At 71.6% G+C, this 21541-nt stretch carries 18 protein-coding genes and 1 tRNA gene; 15 read left to right on the top strand and 4 right to left on the bottom strand.

Annotated features, from left to right (window positions below):
* Nucleotides 1-16 precede the first annotated feature (16 nt).
* From AC3RXY_RS08630 to AC3RXY_RS08610, 5 genes are all read left to right on the top strand, one after another.
* The gene (locus AC3RXY_RS08630; RefSeq protein WP_491510502.1) at nucleotides 17-436 is read left to right on the top strand and encodes a Fur family transcriptional regulator; all 420 of its coding nucleotides are present in this window, start codon (nucleotides 17-19) and stop codon (nucleotides 434-436) included.
* Nucleotides 433-1506, top strand: coding sequence for a permease (locus AC3RXY_RS08625; RefSeq protein ID WP_491510501.1), 1074 nt, complete (start codon nucleotides 433-435; stop codon nucleotides 1504-1506). Before AC3RXY_RS08630 ends, AC3RXY_RS08625 begins: the two co-directional genes overlap by 4 nt.
* Nucleotides 1499-2299 carry a TIGR03943 family putative permease subunit gene (locus AC3RXY_RS08620; protein ID WP_491510500.1) on the top strand — a complete coding sequence of 267 codons (801 nt, stop codon included), beginning with the start codon at nucleotides 1499-1501 and terminating at the stop codon, nucleotides 2297-2299. The genes AC3RXY_RS08625 and AC3RXY_RS08620 overlap by 8 nt, the downstream gene beginning before the upstream one ends.
* Nucleotides 2289-4091, top strand: a complete 1803-nt coding sequence (locus AC3RXY_RS08615) for a hypothetical protein (RefSeq protein ID WP_491510499.1) — start codon at nucleotides 2289-2291, stop codon at nucleotides 4089-4091. Before AC3RXY_RS08620 ends, AC3RXY_RS08615 begins: the two co-directional genes overlap by 11 nt.
* Nucleotides 4092-4215: 124 nt before the next feature.
* Complete coding sequence (locus tag AC3RXY_RS08610; RefSeq protein ID WP_491510498.1) at nucleotides 4216-4878, top strand: DNA-3-methyladenine glycosylase; 663 nt, start codon at nucleotides 4216-4218, stop codon at nucleotides 4876-4878.
* A gap of 159 nt (nucleotides 4879-5037) precedes the next feature.
* On the opposite strand, the gene AC3RXY_RS08605 is transcribed toward AC3RXY_RS08610, so the two are convergent.
* A complete protein-coding gene (locus AC3RXY_RS08605; protein ID WP_491510497.1) occupies nucleotides 5038-10200 on the bottom strand; it encodes an SCO7613 C-terminal domain-containing membrane protein in 5163 nt (1720 codons plus the stop codon).
* An 88-nt stretch (nucleotides 10201-10288) separates the two neighbouring features.
* On the bottom strand, nucleotides 10289-10942 hold the full coding sequence (locus tag AC3RXY_RS08600; protein WP_491510496.1) for a hypothetical protein: 654 nt from the start codon (nucleotides 10940-10942) through the stop codon (nucleotides 10289-10291).
* 209 nt (nucleotides 10943-11151) lie between these two features.
* Here AC3RXY_RS08600 and rpmB point away from each other — a divergent pair, with 209 nt between their 5' ends.
* From rpmB to AC3RXY_RS08575, 5 genes are all read left to right on the top strand, one after another.
* Nucleotides 11152-11388 (top strand): 50S ribosomal protein L28, encoded by a 237-nt coding sequence (gene rpmB / locus AC3RXY_RS08595; protein ID WP_491510495.1) that lies wholly within the window; start codon nucleotides 11152-11154, stop codon nucleotides 11386-11388.
* Entirely contained in the window at nucleotides 11388-11558 is a 171-nt protein-coding gene (gene rpmG, locus AC3RXY_RS08590) for a 50S ribosomal protein L33 (RefSeq protein ID WP_298041383.1), read from the top strand. The genes rpmB and rpmG overlap by 1 nt, the downstream gene beginning before the upstream one ends.
* Before the next feature lie 3 nt (nucleotides 11559-11561).
* Nucleotides 11562-11867 (top strand): 30S ribosomal protein S14, encoded by a 306-nt coding sequence (rpsN, locus tag AC3RXY_RS08585; RefSeq protein ID WP_491510494.1) that lies wholly within the window; start codon nucleotides 11562-11564, stop codon nucleotides 11865-11867.
* Between the two features lie 336 nt (nucleotides 11868-12203).
* Nucleotides 12204-12491 carry an HU family DNA-binding protein gene (locus tag AC3RXY_RS08580; RefSeq protein WP_491510493.1) on the top strand — a complete coding sequence of 96 codons (288 nt, stop codon included), beginning with the start codon at nucleotides 12204-12206 and terminating at the stop codon, nucleotides 12489-12491.
* Between the two features lie 173 nt (nucleotides 12492-12664).
* Entirely contained in the window at nucleotides 12665-14683 is a 2019-nt protein-coding gene (locus AC3RXY_RS08575) for a bifunctional copper resistance protein CopD/cytochrome c oxidase assembly protein (RefSeq protein ID WP_491510492.1), read from the top strand.
* 106 nt (nucleotides 14684-14789) lie between these two features.
* Here the strand turns inward: AC3RXY_RS08575 and AC3RXY_RS08570 are convergent, their stop codons facing one another.
* A complete protein-coding gene (locus tag AC3RXY_RS08570) occupies nucleotides 14790-15794 on the bottom strand; it encodes a hypothetical protein (protein WP_491510491.1) in 1005 nt (334 codons plus the stop codon).
* Between the two features lie 187 nt (nucleotides 15795-15981).
* Here AC3RXY_RS08570 and AC3RXY_RS08565 point away from each other — a divergent pair, with 187 nt between their 5' ends.
* The 3 genes from AC3RXY_RS08565 (at nucleotide 15982) to AC3RXY_RS08555 (ending at nucleotide 19758) form a co-directional block, all read left to right on the top strand.
* Entirely contained in the window at nucleotides 15982-17364 is a 1383-nt protein-coding gene (locus AC3RXY_RS08565) for an ATP-dependent DNA helicase (RefSeq protein WP_491510490.1), read from the top strand.
* A 167-nt stretch (nucleotides 17365-17531) separates the two neighbouring features.
* Nucleotides 17532-18854, top strand: coding sequence for a serine hydrolase domain-containing protein (locus AC3RXY_RS08560; protein WP_491510489.1), 1323 nt, complete (start codon nucleotides 17532-17534; stop codon nucleotides 18852-18854).
* Between the two features lies 1 nt (nucleotide 18855).
* A complete protein-coding gene (locus AC3RXY_RS08555; RefSeq protein ID WP_491510488.1) occupies nucleotides 18856-19758 on the top strand; it encodes an EamA family transporter in 903 nt (300 codons plus the stop codon).
* Nucleotides 19759-19857: 99 nt separating this feature from the next.
* Here the strand turns inward: AC3RXY_RS08555 and AC3RXY_RS08550 are convergent.
* Nucleotides 19858-19931: transfer RNA gene (locus tag AC3RXY_RS08550), tRNA-Gly, on the bottom strand.
* A 179-nt stretch (nucleotides 19932-20110) separates the two neighbouring features.
* On the opposite strand from AC3RXY_RS08550, the gene AC3RXY_RS08545 reads away from it, so the two are divergent.
* Together AC3RXY_RS08545 and bcp are read left to right on the top strand one after the other, a co-directional pair.
* A complete protein-coding gene (locus AC3RXY_RS08545; RefSeq protein WP_491510487.1) occupies nucleotides 20111-20968 on the top strand; it encodes an HpcH/HpaI aldolase/citrate lyase family protein in 858 nt (285 codons plus the stop codon).
* 20 nt (nucleotides 20969-20988) lie between these two features.
* Entirely contained in the window at nucleotides 20989-21456 is a 468-nt protein-coding gene (gene bcp, locus AC3RXY_RS08540) for a thioredoxin-dependent thiol peroxidase (RefSeq protein ID WP_491510486.1), read from the top strand.
* Nucleotides 21457-21541: the final 85 nt, after the last annotated feature.

Genomic DNA, 21541 nt, shown 5'->3' with positions numbered 1-21541 from the left:
GCCTAGACTCATGGGCATGGCTCAGCGCAATACGTGGCAGCGCGAGCGGGTGCGCGATGCACTCGCGGACGCGCCGGGCTTCGTGAGCGCCCAGGCGCTGCACGCCACCCTCCGTGACGACAACACCGGCATCGGGCTGGCGACCGTGTATCGGGCTCTTTCCGGTCTCGCCGCCTCCGGTGAGGCCGACCAGCTCCAGAGCCCGGAGGGCGAGGCGCTCTACCGCGCCTGCCGGACGCCGCATCACCATCATCACCTGATCTGCCGCTCCTGCGGCTTCACCGTCGAGATCGAGGCCCACGAGGTCGAGACCTGGGCGCGCAGCACCGCCGCCCAGCACGGCTTCACCGCCGCCGAGCACGTCGTCGACGTGTTCGGGCTGTGCGCCGCGTGCACCGCGAAGCAGACCGCGACCACCGAGCCCGAGGGCGCGTGAGCACGACGCGGGTCACCGGCGCGGATGTCGGGCGCTCTGCGTCCGCAGCACCCCGGCGACCCGCCCCGCAGCGCCCGCGGTGGTCGCCGGGGACCCGGGCGGCTGTCGGCGTCCTGCTCGGCGCCGCGATCATCGCCGTCCTCTTCGCGATCGACGCTCTTGCGCCCCACCTGTTCCCTGCCGCCCTGCCCGACCGCGCCCAGGACGGCGTCACCCTCTCCCTGAGCGTCCTGATCGAGGCGCTGCCGTTCGTCGTGCTCGGGGTGCTCCTGTCGATCGTCGTGCAGGTATGGCTCCCGCCGGGCTGGATCGAGCGGGTTCTCCCGCGACGGGGCTGGGCGCGGCGCGCCGTGCTGTCCCTGCTGGGCATGTTCATCCCGGTCTGCGAGTGCGGCAACGTTCCCTTCGCCCGTGGTCTCATGATGCGCGGCCTGGCGCCCGCCGAGGCACTGACCTTCCTCATGGCGGCGCCGATCGTCAACCCGATCGTCATCCTCACCACGCACTCCGCCTTCGGGTGGGACGACGGGATCCTCGTCGCCCGTCTCGTGGGCGGCTACCTCATCGCCAACCTCATCGGCTGGATCTACAGCCGCCACCCCGACCCGCAGTCGCTGCTCACCGAGCGGTTCACCGACACCTGCGAGCGGGTCGCCCAGGAGCCGGGCACACCCTTCCGCCGCTCGCTCGTGCAGTTCATCATCGAGCTGCGCGCCGTGATGCCGGCGCTCGTGATCGGATCGCTCCTGGCCGGAGCGGTGCAGGTGCTCGTGCCGCGCGATGTGCTCCTCGCGATCGGGGCGAACCCGGTGCTGTCGATCGTGGCGATGATGGCGCTCGCGATCACCGTGGCGATCTGCTCCAACGTCGACGCCTTCTTCGTCCTGTCGTTCGCCTCGGCGTTCTCGCCCGGCGCGATCATCGCGTTCCTGCTGGTCGGTCCGCTGGTGGACATCAAGATGATCGCGCTGCTGCGCACGACCTTCACCGCGCGCACCCTCGCCGGGATCGTGGCGGTGGTGCTGCTGTCGGCCTTCACCATCGGGATCGGGGTGAACGTCCTTGGCTGATGCCCATGCCCATGCCCATGCCCATGCCGTCGATCGACGGCGTTCGCTCGTGAACCGATGGCTCGGGGTCGGCCTCGCCACACTGCTGTCGGTCGCGACGCTTGCGCTGACCGCGACCGGACGCCTCACCCTCTACATCGCACCGGAGTCGGTGTGGTTCGCCGCCGCGGGCGCCGTGGTCGTTCTCGCCGGTGCCATCTGGACCTGCACGCTGCCGCTCGGCGCCGAGGAGGAGCACGGCCACGACCACGACCATGCCGGAGCCGACGCCGGCCCCGCCCGCCGTGCGGTCGGGGTGACCGCCGCCGCGGTCGGCGGCGTGGTGGCGTCCGGGCTCGCAGTCGCGGCGATCGTGCTGCCCCCGGCTTCCCTCTCCGTGCAGCTGGCGATGGAACGCGGCCCGGGTGGCACCGTGCTGTTCGCCGGCGCCGACGACGTAGCCCTCGGCAAGGTCGACCCCAGCGGCTTCGGGATGGCGGAATGGTCGACCGTGTTCAGCTCTGCCGCGCGGCCGGAGTCCTGGGACGGCACCAGCGTCGCCCTCACCGGTTTCATCACCCCCGGCGACGCCGACGACGAGATGCGGCTCACGCGCATGGTGATCACGCACTGCGTGATCGACGCACAGCCGGCTGCGGTGACGATCGCTCTGCCGGCCTGGGCGTCGTCCTATCAGGTGGGCGACTGGGTCGAGATCACCGGCACCGTACGCGCCGGAGAAGACGGTTCGCTGCGGGTGGTGCCGGACGACGTCGTCGGCGTGGCAGAGCCGGGAGACCCCTATGAGTACTGACCACGAGGGCGCCGACCCCGGACGTGACGCCGCACCGCGCACCCGCGCTGAGGCGCGGACGATTCGCGAGGCCGAGGCGGCTCGCCGTGCCGCGGAAGAGGCGGCGGCCGCCGTGCCGGGGACGACCGGACCCGGGGAGCAGCGCTCGCCAGACGCGCGGGAGACGGCGGGCGCGGAACCGCCGGATGCCGCCGCGCCGGCCGATGAGGCGGCGGTCGACATCGCGGCGGTGTTCGCCCTCCCGGAGCAGGGCGTGCCCGAGGCGCGGGCGATCGCCCCGGCGGTGGAGGAGTCCGCGCCAACGGTGCCGAGCCCTGCCCGCTCCGCGGCGGAACCCGATCCGCACCACCGCGCGGCGGAGCGCGCATCGCAGACCGTTCATAAGCCTGCGGCGGCAGATCCTGTGGCGGATGCGCTGCCGCGGGAGACCCCGCGGCAGGTGCGCCGCTTCGGCATCGTGCTCGCCGCCGTGCTCGGCGTGCTCGTCCTCGTGGGGGGCGGCTTCGCCGTGGTGAGCCTGCTGCAGGGGCCCCGGCTCAGCGCTGTGCAGGTCGATCCGCGCGGAGCGATCGAGGAGTCCGGCAGCCGGGTGGTGCTCACCGCCAATCAGAACCTCGCCGAGATCGCCGCGGATCAGGTGAGCGTGACCCCTGCCGTGCCGTTCACCGTGGACGCCGCGGGCCGCAGCGTGGGGGTGCGGTTCACGACCCCGCTCGACGACGACACCGAGTACACCGTGCGCGTCTCCGGCGTCACCGCCGAGGGCGGCGGCGCGGACGCGGCGCTGGAGACCACGTTCCGCACCCCGGCCTCCGAGATCTTCATCCTGCAGCGCACCGACGGAGATGACGCCATCTTCCGCACCGATCTCACCGGCGAGGCGGCTGAGCCGGTGTTCCGGCACCCGAACATCGACGACTTCCGCGCCACGACGAACCGCCTCGTCGTGGTGGTCGAGGAAGACGGCTTCGCCGAGATCATCGTCATGCGCCGCGACGGCTCCGACCCGCAGACGCTGCCGTTGCCGGGCGACGGATACGTCGCATCGGTGCAGGTCTCCGATCGGGGCGGACTCGTCGGCTACACCTACACCGATCGCAACCTCGCTGACGGGGGCCGCGCGAGCGTGCTCGTCGCGCAGACCATCACCGGCGGAGAGCCACGGGTGCTCGTCAATGACGGCGTGGAGCCGGGCATCGCCGACTGGCTGTTCGTGCCGGACACGTCGTCGGCGATCTACATCGACTTCGCCGGTTCGCTCTGGGTCACCGACCTGGCGGCAGACGCCGAGCCGGTGCTTCTCGGCACGGCGATGAAGATCCAGGGGATGCCGCACGGCACCTATACCGCGATCATCGAGACCGCCGCCGGGGTGAAGGAGGTCGATCTGACCACCGGGGAGGAGACGCCGCTGGTCGCCTCCGAGCCCGACTACGGCTTCCCGCAGGGCATCGTCGCCATGCCGCAGGGCACGCTGCGGCACATCGTGCAGCGCGATGAGGCCGGCCTTCCCACCGGCCAGGCCATCGTGCACGTCGACGCGGCTGGCGCAGCCCGCGTGCTGTTCGAGGTGAGCGGCGCGGATGCGATCATGCAGACGTGCGCGTCGCCGAGCGGGCAGTACGCCGCCATCACGGTGGCCCCCAACCTGCCGCAGAACCCGTACGACCGGCTGCGGCTGCCTCTGCCGGGGCGACTCGAGACGCACATCTTCGATGTGGCGACGGGCGAGGAGAGCCTGCCCCTGCGGGGCTTCGATGTCTCGTGGTGCGCGTCGGCGCCGCGGCCATGAGCGGCGCAACCCGACCTGCGTCAGAACAGGCAGTCAGCATCAGAACAGGCAGCTTCCGCAGGAAGCTGCCTGTTCTGATGCTGACTGCCTGTTCTCGCGCGTGCCGCTCGACGACGGAGCACCCGTGACGGCGCTGCGCCGCGCCACGCGAGACGATCTGCAGGCGCTGCCGGTCGAGATCGCACCGCTGCTGCTGGGCGCCGAGCTGCGCACCGAGGTCGCGGGCGCCGTGGTGCGGCTGCGTCTCACCGAGGTCGAGGCCTACCACGGTCGCGGCACGGGCGCGGAGCCGGACCCCGGGTCGCACGCGCGGATGGGGCTCACCCCCCGCAACGCCACGATGTGGGGAGAACCCGGCCACCTCTACGTGTATCTGAGTCACGGTATCCACTCGTGCGTGAACGTCGTCTGCGGGCCGGACGGGCAGGCCGGGGGTGTGCTGCTGCGTGCCGCGCAGGTGGTCGAGGGGGTGGATGTCGCGCAGAGTCGTTCCGGACGTCGGGGCCGCGACCTCGCCCGGGGGCCGGGGCGCCTGGGGCAGGTGTCGGGTCTGCGGCATCCGCTGCACGACGGCATCGACGCGATCGCCGCCGAGCCGCAGGAGGGCGCGGTGGCAGAGCTGTGGCTGGGCACGCCCCTCGCGGAGGTCGCGGCCGGCCCGCGCGTCGGCGTTGCGGGGGTGGCGGGGACGGATGCGTTCCCGTGGCGGTTCTGGGTGCCCGGCGACGAGACCGTCTCGCCGTTCCGCTGGGGCCGGGGCGCGGCGGAGGCCGCCCGACTCCGCTGACCGAACTCAGGCAGCTTCGGGGCCGCGGCCCGCTGTTGCGGCGCGTCTCGGGTTTGGCGGCAACGCTGCCTGAGTTGGGCAAGCGGCCGCTTCGACGCACGCCGGCGGGGAGGGGTGGGAAGGGGATGGTTTGGCCGACCTCTCGGAGGCCCACGATGGCTATCGGAGGTCGGCGATGGCGGTGAAGGCCTTCCGCACCGCCACCTTCTGCTTCTCGTAGCGCACCGCGACCAGGATCAGGAGCACACCGGCGATGCCGGCCCACAGCCACCACTCCGTCGCGGCGTAGACCGCGGAGATCCAGGGCCACAGCTGCGCGAGTGCGTGCACGAGCAGCACCGCGGATCCCAGCACGAGCGGCGCCTGCAGCCGGCGCACCGCGCCCCACACCACCAGAGCGACGGCCACGACCCCGAGCGCGACGACCCGCCACAGCGCGGTGGTCCCGAAGTCGTGCAGCAACGACGGAACCGTCAGCAGCGCGAGCCCGGCACCGAGGTGCGGCCATGACCGGGCAGCGGGCAGGCGCGTGAGCGTGCGGAGACCCACCGCGGTCACGCCCAGCGCGATCGGCGCGACCACCAGCTCGATCGGCCGCACGCCGTGCAGGGTCACCGCGACGAGCGCGAAGACGGCGCCCGATGCCGATGCCGTCGCCATCAGAATCGGGCCGAGCTGCGCCCGGACCGCGTAGCCCGCCACGGCCGCGGCGGTGAGCAGCGTGACGGTCGTCGTCGCCGCGAGCTGCGCGCCGAGCGGGGTCTGCGTGGTCAGCGCCCACAGCTCGCCGGCCGCGACCACCACAGAGCCTGCCGACAGGGCGATACCCACCGCCATCCGGATCCGCGCATCGGTCGCGCCGCTCAGGGCGATCGCGGCCACCACGCCGATCGCCAGCGCGATCGCCAGCGGCCAGGCCATGGTCTCGGCGGCGAGGGCGGCGACGCCGACGGTGCTCTGGAAGCGCAGGAGGCCGGCCACGACAGCGGTGCCCGACCCGCCGATCGCCAGGATCGCCGCGAGCGGCAGCCAGTCTGCCCGACGCAGGATCCCGGCGCCGAGCGCGGCGATCACCGTGGCAGTGCAGACCGTGACGGCGGTCGGGAGGGTGCGCATGTCGGATGCGGACACCGCGGCAGCGCCGGCGAGCAGCGCTCCCGCCCCGGGTGCCAGCAGGATCAGCGGGGTGGTGGCGGTGGCCCGGCGGGCGATCAGCGCCGCACCCAGGGCGACCGCGCCCAGCCCGGCGACGATCGCCGGCGGGGTCGATCCGTGCTCGAGCGCGCGGGTGCCCATCACGAGGGCGCCACCGGCGAGCGTGAGGGCGGTGGGCAGGGCGAACGGGTGCTGCACCAGGGCTGCGGCGATGCCGCCGGCGGTGCACAGGCCGATCACGAGCCAGATCCGGAGATCGGCCGGCCACCCGAGCAGGCTGGGCAGGATCGCGAGCGCGATGCCTCCGAGCCACGCGGGGAGCTCGGCGTTCGGATTCCGGCCCTCGCGCATGCGCCGCAGCACGGCGAGCGCGGCGCCGGCCAGCAGCAGCGCTGCGACGGGCAGGGTGAGCAGTTCCCACGGCTCGGCCTGTTTCAGCGCGGCCTGCATCAGCGCGAGGACCAGGGCTGCCGCCGCGGCCGTCCAACGCGACACAGCGCCGAACGGATCACGACCGATCCACGCCGATGCCAGGTGGATGAGGGCGAGCGCGGCGAGCGCGATCACCACGACCAGCACGGACCGCATCGAGCCCAGCACCGCGTAGAGCGCGACGATGATCGTCGCCGGAGGGACGAATCGGGTGAACCAGACCGGTCGCACGCCGTGGCGGCGCCGGTGGTCCACGCGCGGCTCGCCCACCGCCGGGAGGACCGCATCGGTCCGGACAGCATCCGCCGCCACGTCGCTCTGGCCACGGCCGAACCCGGACGCCGCGAGGTAGGCGCTTCCGGCGAGCAGGAGCAGCCACGCCGTCTCGGCGTCGTCTGGCCCGGCGGCCCGGGCCAGCGCGATGAGGGCGATCGCCGCGAGGGCGGTGGCCGCACCCCCCGCCGCGACGCCGCGCGGCGTGCGCAGCGGTGACCAGCTGAGCGCCAGGGTCAGGGCGGCGGCGACGGTGGCGACGATCGTCCCGCGCCAGGGCGAGCCGGAGCCGCCCTCGAATGCCAGAACGATCAGACCGAGCGTGAACGACAGCACGATCGCCAGCGTCGCCTCGCCACGGCGGCGCAGCCGCACGAGCACCGCGCAGAAAGCCGCCAGCACCAGCGCGACCGGAAGCACATACAGCTCAGGAAGAGCCGTCGGAACGTTGCGGTCGAGGGTGTCCCACCACGACAGGGCGGCTGCGGCGATGGCGGGCCAGGCGAGCAGCGGACGCAGGGAGCGCGCCCGGATGAGGCGTACGAGCGGCGTCGCAGCGCCCGGCAGGCGCGGCACAACGGTCCGCGCCCCCGGCAGAAGGGCCTCCGGGGGCAGTGCGGCGGAGCTCAGAGGCTCCGGTGTCTGCGGTGCGTCCGTGACCGGTGCCGGCGGGAGCCAGCTGCGGGATACGCTCGCGGCCCCCAGGAGCACGGCCAGGGCGGCGAGCACGGCGCCGTGGTGCGTCGCGGCGAGGGGGAGCGCAGCGAGGGGGAGCGCAGCGAGGGGGAGCGCGATCGCGACAGCGCCGATGTCGGCAGCGGCGCGCACAGGCGACCGGTCGTCACCCCGCAGGCCGAGCACCGCGCCGACCATCGCCGTGATGCCGCCCGCCGCGACGATCGCGACCGCTCCGCCCGCGGGCTCGGCCCACTTCCACATCAGGTCCGAGAGCAGCGGTGTCGCAGCGACCCAGGCTTCGCCTGCCGTGAGGGAGATCACGATCACGGCGACGACCGCGAGCGCCGGAGCCGCCAGTGCCGCGGCCGCGGCACGCAGCGCGGTCGGTGCCACCGGGCGCAGAGCCACCAGGGCGAGCAGAACGAGCAGCGCTGCTGCCCTGATCAGCCCCAGCCCCGGCTGCTCCAGGAGATCGATGACCGAGAAGAAGTCCGGGCGCAGCGGCACCCCGACGACAACGCGCATCAGCGGAACAAGGCCGACGGCCGCCAGCGCCACCCCGGCGCCGATCAGGGCCGCGCGCACCGGCGCGTTCCGAGAGAGGAGGATCGCGACGGCGAGCACGATCACCGCGAGCCACTGCACGAGCACCAGGGTGGTCGCTGTGCCGTCTGGCGCGAGGCCGGTCACCGCGCTCAGCGCGCTCGGGGCCCAGAGCGTCGCCAGCGCGAACACCGCGACCGGTGCGATCGCGGCCACCATGAGTGCCGTGCCATCCGCATGCACCGCCCGGCCCAGCGCCACCGGAAGCGCCGCGGCGACACACACCGCCACGACCCAGAGGCCGGGGTGCGCTGTTCCCGCCGCGCACCCGGCGACGACGCCGATGACGGCCACGCTCACCCAGGCGGCAGCCGGCGAGAAGCCACCGGTCCGCGATGGTCCAGGGTCTCCGGCGCCCGCCGCGCCGTGCTCGCGCGCCGCGAAGAAGACCGCCGCTGCTCCGAGCAGGGTCCCGGCCGCGACGACGGCCGCAGGAACACCGGAGGCGAAGGCGCCGATCAGCACCACCGGTGCGACGACCATCGGGCGCAGCATCGCCACCGACGCGGACACCGCGCGGGGGATCCACAGCAGCAGTGCGGCGATCACGAGCGCCGCCGCGCAGATCCACACCGCTCGGCCGGAATCCGGTGCGGCGAACGGCGCGGTGCGCCACAGCACGTGGGCGGACGCTTCCGCGACGCTGGAAACCGTCCACCGCACGAGCACGGTCAGCAGGCTGCCGGCAGCGACGACGGCCGCGCCGATGGCCGGGACGGTGAGCACTCCCGACCATCGGGGCAGCAGCCGGGCGCGCAGCAGCGCGACGAGCACCGCAACGGCGACGACCGGTGCCAGGAACGTATGAGCGAAGACGGTGCCGTCGCGCAGCGCCATCTGCCAGCCGAGGGTGGCCACCGCGATCGTGGCGGTGACGGCGGCGGTCGCAGACAGCAGCCCGGCGTACGGGACGGGTGCGCTGCGTCGGAGCGCACCCACGTGCGCGACGGCGAGGAGAGTGGTCAGCGTGGTGAGGGCCAGGGGCAGCCAGGCGGTCTGCGGCGACGCGAACCAGCCGGTGACCGTGCCGCCGACGAGCGCTGCCACGCCGACGGCCGCGAGGATCGAGCGCTCGACCACGGCATCCGTCGCCGACCGAGCGGCGGAGAGCGGCGGGGGCAGGCGATGCGCAAGACCACCCAGGGCGGCGCCCAGCAGGCCGGCGGCGAGCACGCCGGGCCGATCCCCGTGCACCAGGCCCGCCGTCAGCAGGCCGACGCCGGCGGGAACCGCCAGGACGGCGGCGAAGTCGGGGGCACGCAGCCGGGACAGCACCGCCCAGGCGCGGCAGAGGACCCCCGCGATCAAGACCCCGACGCCGGCGTAGACGGCGGGCGTGATCGAACCGGTGCCGAGCAGGTCGTTCGCGCGGACCCCCCACACATCGAGCGCGAGCAGCACCACGCCGATCACCGCCACCCCCTCTGCGGTCGCGGTGAGGCGGCGACGGCGCAGCAGGGAGGCGATCCCGATCGCTCCGAGGGTCACGCCGCCGATGATGAGCGCCCGCACGGCGACAGAGGAGAAGAACCACGCCAGCGTGAGGAAGAAGATCGCCGCGATCGACACCAGGCTCACCCCGACGATCAGGAGCAGCACCGGTACGGTCAGGCGTCGCCGGGGCGCGGGCGGTGGGCCGGCGGCAGAGGGCGGGGTCACCGGGAGCTCGTCGCTGGCTGCCCGTGGGGCCGCGACGGTGGGCGCCGGCGAGCCAGCTGCGGGCGTGGCGCCAGCGGCGGCCTGCGGCGAATCACCGGGCGTCGTGCGGGGCCCCGCGGGGGCGAGCCCCGCGGCATCGGACGGGGCTGCTGCGCCGATCGTGCCCGGGGCCTGGTCTCCGCCGAAACCGGCTGCGCCCAAGGGCACCGCAGGGGGCGGGGGTGGTGCAGCGCGGCCGAGAACCGCTTCGACCGGATTCGCCGCGGATGCGGGGGGCGACACGGCGGGCGCTGGGGCCTGAGGCTCGCGGATCTCGCGAAGCAGGGCCTGCCGCTCCGTCTCGATCTCGGTGATGCGCTCGCCGAGTGCGAGCACCTGTGTCATCCGCGGATCGGCGAGGTCGAGGCCGCAGCTCTGGCAGGTCGATCGTGTGATCGAGGTGAAGCACGCCGGACAGCGCCGGGTGTCGACGAGGTCGTAGGGTGAGCCCGGCCACCAGCGTCGATCATGCACATCCGTCATGCGTCCCCCTCGCGGCATCAGGTGCCGTCACCCACGATCCTTGCATCCGGCGCATGCCGGACGCCGAATGTGTGGGCCATGCCGTGGTCTATCGGCCGTGCAGCGCGAAGCCCAGCACGACGACGGCAAGGGTCGTGCCCGCCATGCTCGTCAGCATCGGCCACAGGCCCTGCAGGCTGGCCAACGAACGGACGCGGGTGGTGCTCCAACGCGGGTCGGCATGGATCGTGGCCAGCTGGGCGGCCGACACGCGATCGTCGAGGATGACGACGTCTGCGTCCTCTCGGTCGACCAGAAGAGCGACGGGGGCTCCCGCAGTGATCCCGTACCGTGCGGGCACCACCACAGACGACTGCCGCGGCGGCGTGGACGTGGTGAGCATCGACACCAGCGCCAGACGGGACGGCTCCTCATGCGGGGGCATGGTCGCGGTGGCGACCCGGTGCTGCGCCTTCTGGTACACCTTCACCACCCGTCCTGGCGCCTGTTCGGCGGCGGTCGGGGACGACACCAGCAGCGCCGCTCTCTCCCGTCGACGCTCCTCGAGGCGCCGCGTCGCCCGAAGCTGGATCGCATTCGCGCCCATCGCCATACTGGTGAGCCCGATCCCGAGCGCCGCAACCCCGGATCCGCCGCCCGACGGCAGCACCGGCGTGAGCATCAGCACGCAGAGTCCGAGCACGGCCCCCACAACAGCACCGGCGATCATCGCGTACCGGCGCATCGTCTTCCCGGCATCCATTCCCTCATCCTCGCAGGCCCCGACGGGAAGGCCGTCTCGCAGGCCCCGCGAGACGGCGGCCGATCTGTGATAACGTTGTCGATTGTCTGTGCACACTCCGGTGCATAGTTCGTGCCTGTTCTCGTCAGCAAGTCGTGGGTGAGCTCGGGCGCAGACAAGGGATCTTGGGTGAGGTCGTCCGGCCTCACGGTATTGAAGGAGTCACCACAATGGCAGCAGTGTGCCAGGTGACCGGTGCTGTTCCCGGCTTCGGTCACAACATCTCGCACTCGCACCGCCGGACGAAGCGTCGCTTCGACCCGAACGTGCAGAAGAAGACCTACTACGTGCCGTCGCTCGGTCGTAAGGTCACCCTGAACGTGTCCGCCAAGGGCATCAAGGTGATCGACGCGCGCGGCATCGACAACGTCGTGAAGGACCTCCTTGCGAAGGGTGTGAAGCTCTGATGGCTAAGAAGGCTCAGGACGTCCGTCCGATCATCAAGCTGCGTTCGACCGCTGGCACGGGGTACACCTACGTGACCAAGAAGAACCGCCGCAACACCCCTGACCGCATCGTGCTGAAGAAGTACGACCCCGTGGTGCGCAAGCACGTCGAATTCCGAGAGGAGCGCTGATTCATGGCGAAGAAGAGCAAGATCGCCCGTAACGAGCAGCGCAAGGCCGTGGTCGAGCGCTACGCCGAGCGTCGTGCGGAGCTGAAGAAGACCCTGGTCGACCCCAACGCGACCGACGAGGCCCGCGAGGCCGCCCGCGTCGGCCTGCAGAAGCTGCCGCGCAACGCGTCGCCGGTCCGCCTGCGTTCGCGTGACGTCATCGACGGCCGCCCCCGTGGTGTCCTCACGAAGTTCGGCATCTCGCGTGTCCGCTTCCGTGACATGGCCCACCGTGGCGAGCTGCCCGGTGTGACCAAGTCGAGCTGGTAAGCACGTCGTGACGCAGGGGCGGGGATCCATCCGGATCCCCGCCCCTGCGTCATCCTCCCGTCGCGCTCGCGCCCTCCGCGCCGCGTCGGCCAATTCGCCCGTCACGTGCCGAATCCACCGGCTGTGCACGCCGAAACAGGGCGGAATCGGGGCGCAGCGGGTGGATTCGACGGAATTGGTGGGGGCGACACGCCCGTATACGGGGAAATTCCGCGTGATTCCGCGGATTTCCAGCCTGAGTTGGTAGCCTTCACACGGTCGATCGACCGAGCGGACCGCATCCGCGGCTCGCGACCCACGTACAACGCGACGGGATCCCTGTCGCTGGAGGAAGACATGGCTGACAAGTCCATCACCAAGACCGAGCTCGTCGCGAGCATCGCCAGTGCGACCGGCCAGAGCCAGGCCGCCGTGTCCGGCGTTCTCGACGCGCTCTTCGCCACGGTCTCCGACGCCGTCGCCAAGGGCAACAAGGTCTCGATCCCCGGTTGGATCGCCTTCGAGCAGGTCGACACCGCCGCTCGCACCGGTCGCAACCCGCAGACCGGCGCCGAGATCAAGATCCCCGCTGGCAAGCGCGTGAAGGTCACCGCTGGCTCCAAGCTCAAGGCTGCCGTCAAGTAAGACCGCACACCTCCAACGAGGGCCGTCCCGTTCGGGACGGCCCTCGTTGGTTTTCGCGCGCCCCGCTCGCCGAATCCACCCTGTTTGCGGCGAATCCACGCTGTTTGCGCGCACAGACGGGGTGGAGCCGGTGAAGAGACAGGAAGGGCAGGCGGCGCGCCTAGGCTGGAGGGGTGAGTTCTCGGGCGCAGCACACGTCAACGGCACTCCGGTTCGCTGGCCCCGCCATCCTCGGCATCGCGGGTCTGATCGCCGTAGTCGCCGCGCTCGTCGTCGGCGGCGGCGCCGACCCGGTGGCCCTCCGCGACGCCGGCCCGGTGGTGCGCTGGGGTCTGCCGGTGGTGAAGCTGGTCAGCAACCTCGCCGCCGCCGCGATGCTCGGCTCCCTCGTGCTGTCGCTGTTCACGGCCCGGCCCGGTGAGCGATCCTTCGAGATCGGGCTGGACACGGCGTCCGCCGGTGCCGCGGTCTTCACCGTGACGTCGGCGGCGGCGGCCTTCCTCACCTTCATGTGGTCGTTCGCCCCCGAGCTCAGCGCAGACCGCGAGTTCGGGGAGATGCTCGGCCGCTTCCTGCTCGAACGCGACCTCGGTCGCGCGTGGCTCATCACCGTGCTCGCCGGCGCCGTCGTCACGATCCTCACCTTCGCGGTGCGCACCTGGACGCCGGTGCTGCTCACCACGATCCTGGCTGCGGCGCTGTTCATCCCGCTGGCCACCCAGGGCCACGCCGGCGGCGCGGCGGGGCACAACATCGCGGTCAACTCGATCTTCCTGCACACCCTGGGTGCGGCGGTGTGGATGGGCGGGCTCCTGCTCCTGGTCGTGCTGCGCGGGTCCGGCGCATGGCGGGGCACCAACGGGCGGATGACCGCGGCGGGGGTGGACGTGGTGCGCCGGTACTCGTCGCTCGCGCTCGCGGCGTTCGTGGTCGTCGCCGTGTCTGGTCTCGCACGCTCCGCGGTCGCCCTCGGCGGCTGGGACGGCCTGTGGAGCCCCTACGGTGCGGTCCTCGTGGCGAAGGTCGTCCTGCTCGGCCTTCTCGGCCTCGTCGGGGCGTGGTATCGGATGCGTCTCATCCCGGTGCTGGCCGACAAGCCCGCCCGGTTCTGGACGCTGGTGCTCGGCGAGATCGCGCTGATGGGGCTGGCCTCCGGAGCGGCCGCGGCTCTGGCGCGCACGCCCCCGCCCTTCGGGGAGGAGGAGCTCGCACGCACGCCAGCCGAGTTCCTCACCGGCGAGCCGTTGCCGCCGGAGTTCACGCTCGATCGCTGGCTCCTGCAGTGGGATTTCGACATCCTGTGGCTCGTGGTGGCCGGCTTCGGCATCGTCTTCTACCTCGTGGGCGTCCGGCGGCTGCGCCGCCGCGGGGATGACTGGCCCGTGCACCGGACGATCCTGTGGCTGTTCGGGATGCTCCTGCTCGTCTGGGTCACGTCGGGGGCCATAAACGCCTACCAGGACTACCTGTTCAGCGTGCACATGCTCGGCCACATGATGCTGTCGATGGCGATCCCGCTCGCGCTCGTCCTCGCCTCCCCGGTGACGCTCGCGCTCCGCACGATCGAGAAACGAGACGACGGCACACGCGGTGCCCGCGAGTGGATCCTGTGGGGTGTGCACTCGCCCTACGCCCGCGTGATCACGAACCCCTTCGTCGCGGCTGCGATCTTCATCCTGTCGCTGTGGGCGTTCTACTTCACCGATATCGTGCGCTGGGCCGTGAAGGACCACCTGGGCCACGAGTGGATGGTGGCGCACTTCCTCATCGCGGGCTTCCTGTTCGCGATGACGCTGGTGGGCAGCGATCCGGTGCACTTCCGGCTGCCGTACCCGGGGCGGCTGCTGCTGCTGATCGGCGTGATGGCGATGCACGCGTTCTTCGGTATGGCGCTGATGATGCAGAGCGGTCTGATCGTGGCCGAGTGGTACGGGTCGATGGGGCGCACGTGGGGCCCGACGCCGATGGAGGATCAGTACATCGGGGGCGGCATCGCGTGGTCGGTGGGCGAGATCCCGACGCTGATCCTCGCCGTGACGGTGGCGATCCAGTGGAGTCGCAGCGACGCGCGCACCGAGAAGCGCCGGGACCGCCACGCAGACCGCACCGGCGACGCCGAGCTGGCGGAGTACAACGCGCGTCTGGCAGCACTCGCGGAGCGCGACGCACGCACGGACCAGCGCGAACGCTGACCCTCGCGCGCTTCGCGTCCGCGCCGAGTCACCAGGGTTTTCAGTTCGCCGGCCGCGGCCGGCGACCTGAAAACCCTGGTGACTCGGCGCGGACGCGGGAGCGCTTCTAAGGGGCGCCGACGCGGATCGAGGCCTTGCCGTCGGGGAGGATGACGATGCTGCCGGCAAGCTCGAAGGGAACATCCTCCGACACGGTGTAGAGCGCGCCGTCGAAGACCGAGCGCACCTCCACTTCGAGGTGCGCCACCGCCTCGGTCGGGGGGATCCGCCAGTTCGCCCCGTCCGGCACGATGTCGATCTCTGGCTGTTCCACGATCGACCACACGGGTTCGCCTTCGAGCTGGTCGAACACCTTGTAGCCGAAGGGGCAGCCGGTGGGCTGCAGCACATGCTGCGTGGTGCAGGTGGTGTCGAGGAACATCTCGACGTTCTCCTGCACGACGTCGCGGAACTCATCGGTCGGCTGCGCCTGGACATCGAGCGGCACGGAGCTCAACGGGGCGTCCGCCAGCACGCCGATGCCGTCGGCGGTCGCCGCAGACGTATCGACCTCCACGATGTACAGCCCGGGAACGAACACCAGCAGGGAGACCGGTTCGAGCGGAGGTGCCGCGGCTCCCCGCTCCGCGACCTGGCGCCGGTCGATGTCGAAGCCGTTCACGGAGAACAGCTCGCTGCCGCGCAGAGTGAGCTCGATCGCGGCCAGCGGGCTCTGCGCGAACTCCCATCGGGGTGCGATCCCGGCCCAGCCCGCCTGGCGGACGAAGAAGGTGGTGGTGCCCGGCAGCCCGCCCACCGAGTACGACACGGTGATGCTCGACCCGCTGCCGGTGGGGATCTCCTCGACCACCTCGGCATCGGACAGCGGCGCAAGCGCGCTGCTGCGCAAGAGGGCCTCGGAGGTGGAAGGCGGGATCCCGGCGTCCGCCATGGTGGTCGGGTCGAGGGTGACGCCCGGCACCCGCAGGGCGTCCGCGGCACGTCCGCTGGCGAGAAGATCGATGTAGCGTTCGACGAAGGCCGATGCGCTGTAGAACTCGCGGTACAGCGAGAGGGCACCTGCCCCCATGGCCGCCACCGTCAGCACTCCGATCAGCGCGAGGACGGTCAAGTCGGCGCCTAGGCTGGCGCGCCGACGACCTCGTGCGCTGCCCGGCTGCATGGATCCACTCTAGGCATCGCTGCCTGTGCGCGCCGTGTGGGCCGGACGTGGGACGTAGCATGGAGCGGCGCGTGTTCCCGTCCCGCCGACGGAGGCCGCTGCGCCGTCCGCGCCCCGACCGAGAGAGAGCGACACCGTGGCACCTCCGTCCCTGACGCCGGAGCAGCAGGAGCTGTTCCGGCTCATCGAGGAGACGCGGGAGCACGTGTTCATCACCGGCCGGGCGGGAACGGGCAAGTCGACTCTGCTGCAGCACTTCGCGTGGAGCACGCAGAAGCAGATCGCGGTGTGCGCGCCGACCGGAGTCGCGGCGCTGAACGTCGAAGGACAGACGATCCACTCGCTGTTCCGCCTGCCCATCGGTCTGATCGCCGACACCGAGCTCGACCAGTCCGACGCCACCCGCCGGATCCTCAATGCGATCGACACGCTGGTCATCGATGAGATCTCCATGGTCAACGCCGATCTCATGGACGGCATCGACCGGGCGCTGCGCCAGGCGCGCGGTCGCCGCGCGGAGCCGTTCGGGGGCGTGCAGGTGGTGATGTTCGGCGACCCGTACCAGCTGGCCCCCGTGCCGCCCCGCGGCGATGAGCTGCGCTATGTGCAGGATCACTACCGGTCGTTCTGGTTCTTCGATGCCCGGGTCTGGGCGGGGGAGGCGGCAACGGACGGCCTCATCGACATGGGCCGGCATGGAGCGCAGCTGCATGTGCGGGAGCTGACGCACATCCACCGGCAGTCCGATGACGGGTTCAAGCGGATGCTCAACGCCGTGCGCTACGGGCGGGTCACCGCGGAGATCGCCGATGTCCTGAACACCGCGGGTGCGCGGACGCCGCCGGATCCGGGGCCAGGGGAGGTGCCGATCATCACCCTCGCGACGCGCAACGACACCGTGAACACGATCAACCGCCGCCATCTGGCGGCTCTGGGCGGCCGCGAGCAGACGGCGGTCGCCGAGGTCAGCGGCGATTTCGGCAAGGGTGACACCTACCCGGCGGAGGCGGAGCTGAAGCTCAAGGTGGGCGCCCAGGTGATGTTCCTGCGCAACGACGTCTCCCCGACGGGTGATCCGCCGCGCTGGGTGAACGGGTCGATCGGCACGGTCACGCGGATTCTCGGAGACACCGTGCGCGTGGACATCGACGGCGATGAGGTCGATGTCGAACCGGCGGTGTGGGAGCGCTTCCGGTACGCGTACAACCCGGGAACGAAGACGCTCTCGCGCGAGGTCGTGGCGGAGTTCACCCAGTTCCCGCTGCGTCTGGCGTGGGCGGTGACGATCCACAAGTCGCAGGGCAAGACCTACGATCGCGCGATCGTGGACCTGGGGTCCGGGGCGTTCGCTCCCGGGCAGACCTACGTCGCGCTGTCGCGCCTGACCTCGCTCGATGGTCTGTACCTGTCGCGACCGCTGCGCCCCAGCGATATCCGGGTCGACCCGGATGTGCGTCGCTTCATGAAGGCGGCCTGGGAGGCGCGGCAGGGCTCCACGGAGCAGTTGCCGCGCGCCTGAGACGGCGTCGCTGTGCCCCTGATACGCGGGCGCTCGTGGACCCGCAGATTCTCGCGGTGCGCGGCGCAGCCCGGCGGGCGTGGCGGAATGTCGGTGGTCGCGCCGGCGGGCGCATAGACTCGACGGGACGCTCAGGGGGTCAGATGAAGGTCTTGGGATCACGCCGCATGCGCGCCGCCGTGGCGGGCGCGGTCGTGCTCGCCGTCTCGCTGGTCGGCTGCGCGGGCAAAGAAGAGCTCGTGTACGAGCCGCCTGCCCAGGTCGAGGGGCCGCTGCCCGCCGACACCGAGGCGCAGCTCGATGAGGCCGTGCAGCGCGCGATCGTCGCGGCCGGCGCGACCGGCGCGATCGTCGGCGTGTGGGTGCCCTGGAGCGGCAGCTGGGTCACGGCGATCGGCACGGAATCTCCCGGCGGCGCGCCGACGACGACCGACATGACCTTCCGCATCGGCGACATCACCCGTCTGATGACGTGTGACGTGCTCTATGCGCTCGCCGATGACGATGTCGTCGAGCTCACCGACCCCGTCACGAAGTACGTCATGTCTGTTCCGGACATGTCCGACATCACCCTCGTCGACCTCTGCAATGGTGCGGGTGGAACGGGGTCGTCCGAGGCGTCCCTCGGCGGGATGTGGCTGGCCAACCCGAACCGCGTCTGGAGCCCGCGCGAGCTCGCCGGCTACGGCCTCGAGCGTGCGCGCGTCGAACCGCGCACGGAGTACCGGGACTCCGACGCCGGATACATGGTGCTGGGCCTCGCGCTCGAGCGCGCCAGCGGTCTGTCGGCGAGTGAGCTGTATCAGCAGTACATCACGGGCCCGCTCGGCCTGAGCCGCACGGCACTGCCGGCTCCGGCAGCCGCGGCCCCGGGCGACAAGCCGTTCTCCGGGCACTACTTCCCCCGCGTGGACGGTGCCTACGACTGCACGGCCCCCACCGACATCACCGTGGCGTCGTCGAGCATCGGCTTCACCGACTCCGGTGTCGTCTCCACCATCGACGAACTCGGCCGATACATGCAGGCGATGTCGTCGCAGGTGCTGCGCACGCGCGAGGAGCCGAACCGCTTCGGCAGCCCGCTCCCCGCGTACGGCACGGCGCCCAGCTGGTATCAGGCCACGGGTGGCGGATTCCTGGTGGGCTCCATGGTGGGGCAGCACAGCGCCTTCCCCGGTTACCTGACCGCGGCATACTCCGATCCCGAGACCGGCTTCACCGTGGCTGTGGTGCTCAACAGCTCGTCGGCCGGCTCCGGCATGGCCGCCTATCTGGCGTGGCAGCTCGCCGCCATCGCCTCCAAGGCCGCCCCGGCGGCGGATGCGAGCGCCACCGAGTTCGCTCTGCCCTTCACCTCGACGCAGTACGGCGACGCCGTCGGCAACGCGGCGATCTGTACGGAGCCGGTTGTCCCCGTGGCCGAGGAGGCCCCTGCCGAGGAGGCTCCTGCGGAAGAGGCTCCCGTCGAGGACGAGCCTGCCGAGGGCTGAGATGACGGCGGCGTCCGCATCCGGCAGGGCGTCGGGGCGGATCGGGGCCGTCGGTCTCGTTGCGCTCGGCCTGGTGTGCCAGGAGGTCGGGGCATCGGTCGCGGTGCTGTTGTTCCCCGAGGCAGGGCCCCTGGGTATGGTGATGCTGCGGCTGATGTTCTCCGCGATCATCCTGCTGGCGATCACGCGTCCGCGTCTGCGCGGTATCTCCGGGGAGCGGTGGCGGGCGATCGTCGCGTTCGGGCTCGTTCTGGCCCTGATGAACGGGTTGTTCTATCTCGCCCTGGAGCGGCTGGCGCTCGGCGTCACGGTCACCATCGAGGTGCTCGGCCCGCTCGCGCTCGCGGTGATCACGGCACGGAGTCGTGCCGCCTGGCTCTGGGCTGGAGTGGCGCTGATCGGTGTCGTGGCCCTCGGGGGTGGCGGGTGGGACCGTCTGGATCCGCTGGGCGTGCTCTTCGCGCTGGGGGCGGCGGTGAGCTGGGCCGGCTACATCCTGGCGTCGGGGCGGGTGGGCTCGCAGAGCGCCGGGCTGGACGGGCTCGCTCTGGCGATGGCGGTGGGTGCGCTCGTCGCGCTGCCCTTCGGCATCGTCGACGCGGGCGCCGCTCTGCTGCGCCCGGAGATCCTGGCGCTGGGGGCCGCGGTGGCGCTGCTCTCCTCGACGATCCCCTATGCGCTCGAGCTCATCGCGCTCCGCCGCATCCCGCCGGCGGTGTTCGGCATCCTGATGAGCCTGGCGCCGATGATGGCGGCGATCGCGGGATTCCTGCTCCTCGGTCAGCAGCTCACGGTCTGGGAGATCGCTGGCATCGTCGCTGTCGTCGCGGCGAGTGCCGGCGCGGTGTGGAGCGGCCGGGCGAGAGGAGATGCCGCGACGGTTCTCGCCGAGCCGCAGGCATAGCCGGGTGCCGTCGTCCCCGCACCGCGAGAGCCCGCGGGGCGGGGTGCGCCGCACCGGCGTCTCGCAGGATGCACGCCGCCGCTGCGTGTGGGGGATATGTGGAGGGGCTGACGGGAATCGAACCCGCGCTGTCTGCTTGGGAAGCAGAAGTTCTGCCATTGAACTACAGCCCCGCGCTGTTCCCGCCGCAGTTGGCGCGGCAGAACGAAGCGCCCTCAGCCTAGTCGCTGGATGTGGGGCTGGGCAAATGACGCGCTGGGCGCGCGGTCGGCGGGGCGGTGCTGGCACGACGACGACAGGAGCAGTACACTTTTCAAAATACAGAAGGAATCTTCCGTAGATTGGAATAAGCATGAGTGCGTCCCTCCCTCCCCGTGAACGCAGGGAGATCCCCCCGGAGCTCGCCCGCTCGTGGCTCCTCGTCGCGGCGACCGCGCCGGAGACTTTCGACGCCGCGGCCGCATCGCACGCCGACGCCGTGGTGCTCGATGTCGAGGATGCCGTGGACGCCAGCCGCAAGGACGAAGCGCGCGACGACGTCGCCCGCTGGCTGCACGACGCCGGTCGCGCCTGGGTGCGGGTGAACGACGTGACCACGGAGCACTGGTCCGCGGATCTCGAGGTGCTGCGCTCCGTGCCGGGGCTGCGCGGCGTGATGCTGGCGAAGACGGAGTGTGCGAGCCAGGTCACAGACACCTTCAACCGTCTCGGTGGCCGGGTGCCGGTCGTCGCGCTGGTCGAGTCGGCGCTCGGCATCGAGAACGCCACAGAGATCGCACGGGCCGAGGGGGCGTTCCGGCTCGCGTTCGGTAGCGGAGACTTCCGTCGCGACACCGGCATGTCGGCCGATCGTGAGGCGATGCTCTATCCGCGCGCACGGCTGGTGATCTCCAGTCGCTGCGGCGATCTACCCGGCCCGATCGACGGCCCCACCGTCGGCACGAGCCACCCGATGCTGCGCGAGCAGTCGGCGACCACCGTCGCGATGGGGATGACCGGCAAGCTCTGTCTCTCGCCCGACCAGGCCCCCGTCGTCAACGAGGTGATCAGCCCCACCCGCACCGACGTGGAATGGGCCTTCACCTTTCTGGAGGACTTCGACGCCCGTGGGCGCATCGTCCGCGACGGCAGTGACCTGCCGCGCCTGGGCCGCGCCCGCAAGATCATGCAGCTCGCCGAGGCCTTCGACGTGCACACCGTGCTTCACTGACCAACCGATCGGAGAAACCCATGACCGACAGACTCGCGCCCGGCGACCTGGCGCCTGCCTTCACCCTCGCCGACGCCGATGGCGACCGCGTCTCGCTCGCCGAGTATCGCGGCAGGAGCGTCATCGTCTACTTCTACCCCCGTGCCGCCACACCCGGCTGCACGACGGAGGCCTGCGACTTCCGTGACAGTCTCGCGGCGCTCGCCGCAGCCGGGTACGCGGTGGTGGGGATCTCGCCGGATACCGCCGACGAGATCCGTGCCTTCGCCGATGCCGAGGCGCTGACGTTCCCGCTGCTCGCCGACCCGGGGGCGCAGACGGCCCGCGCCTGGGGCGTCTGGGGGGAGAAGACCGTCGACGGCCGCGTCGTCGAGGGCGTCATCCGCTCCACCTTCGTCCTGGATGCGGCCGGGGTCGTGCAGCGCGCGGAGTACGGCGTCGATGCGCAGGGGCACGTCGCCCGCCTGCGTGCCGCGCTCGGCGCCTGAGGGCGCTCGGGCGCTTGTCCTGCCGGATCGGTGATCAGATGCGATCCGATGCTTGACACCCCAGCCAACCTGCAGCACACTAGTT

The sequence above is a fragment of the Microbacterium longlingense genome, assembly GCF_058349825.2.
The sequence above is the reverse complement of the archived record's forward strand: the minus strand, read 5'-3'. Positions and strand labels throughout refer to the sequence as shown.

Bases quoted from the DNA above. Each gene is read 5' to 3' on its own strand.
- AC3RXY_RS08630 (WP_491510502.1), top strand. From the start codon at position 17: ATGGCTCAGCGCAATACGTGGCAGCGCGAGCGGGTGCGCGATGCACTC.
- AC3RXY_RS08615 (WP_491510499.1), top strand. From the start codon at position 2,289: ATGAGTACTGACCACGAGGGCGCCGACCCCGGACGTGACGCCGCACCG.
- AC3RXY_RS08605 (WP_491510497.1), bottom strand. From the start codon at position 10,200: ATGACGGATGTGCATGATCGACGCTGGTGGCCGGGCTCACCCTACGAC.
- AC3RXY_RS08600 (WP_491510496.1), bottom strand. From the start codon at position 10,942: ATGGATGCCGGGAAGACGATGCGCCGGTACGCGATGATCGCCGGTGCT.
- rpmB (WP_491510495.1), top strand. From the start codon at position 11,152: ATGGCAGCAGTGTGCCAGGTGACCGGTGCTGTTCCCGGCTTCGGTCAC.
- rpmG (WP_298041383.1), top strand. From the start codon at position 11,388: ATGGCTAAGAAGGCTCAGGACGTCCGTCCGATCATCAAGCTGCGTTCG.
- rpsN (WP_491510494.1), top strand. From the start codon at position 11,562: ATGGCGAAGAAGAGCAAGATCGCCCGTAACGAGCAGCGCAAGGCCGTG.
- AC3RXY_RS08580 (WP_491510493.1), top strand. From the start codon at position 12,204: ATGGCTGACAAGTCCATCACCAAGACCGAGCTCGTCGCGAGCATCGCC.
- AC3RXY_RS08560 (WP_491510489.1), top strand. From the start codon at position 17,532: ATGCGCGCCGCCGTGGCGGGCGCGGTCGTGCTCGCCGTCTCGCTGGTC.
- AC3RXY_RS08555 (WP_491510488.1), top strand. From the start codon at position 18,856: ATGACGGCGGCGTCCGCATCCGGCAGGGCGTCGGGGCGGATCGGGGCC.
- AC3RXY_RS08545 (WP_491510487.1), top strand. From the start codon at position 20,111: ATGAGTGCGTCCCTCCCTCCCCGTGAACGCAGGGAGATCCCCCCGGAG.
- bcp (WP_491510486.1), top strand. From the start codon at position 20,989: ATGACCGACAGACTCGCGCCCGGCGACCTGGCGCCTGCCTTCACCCTC.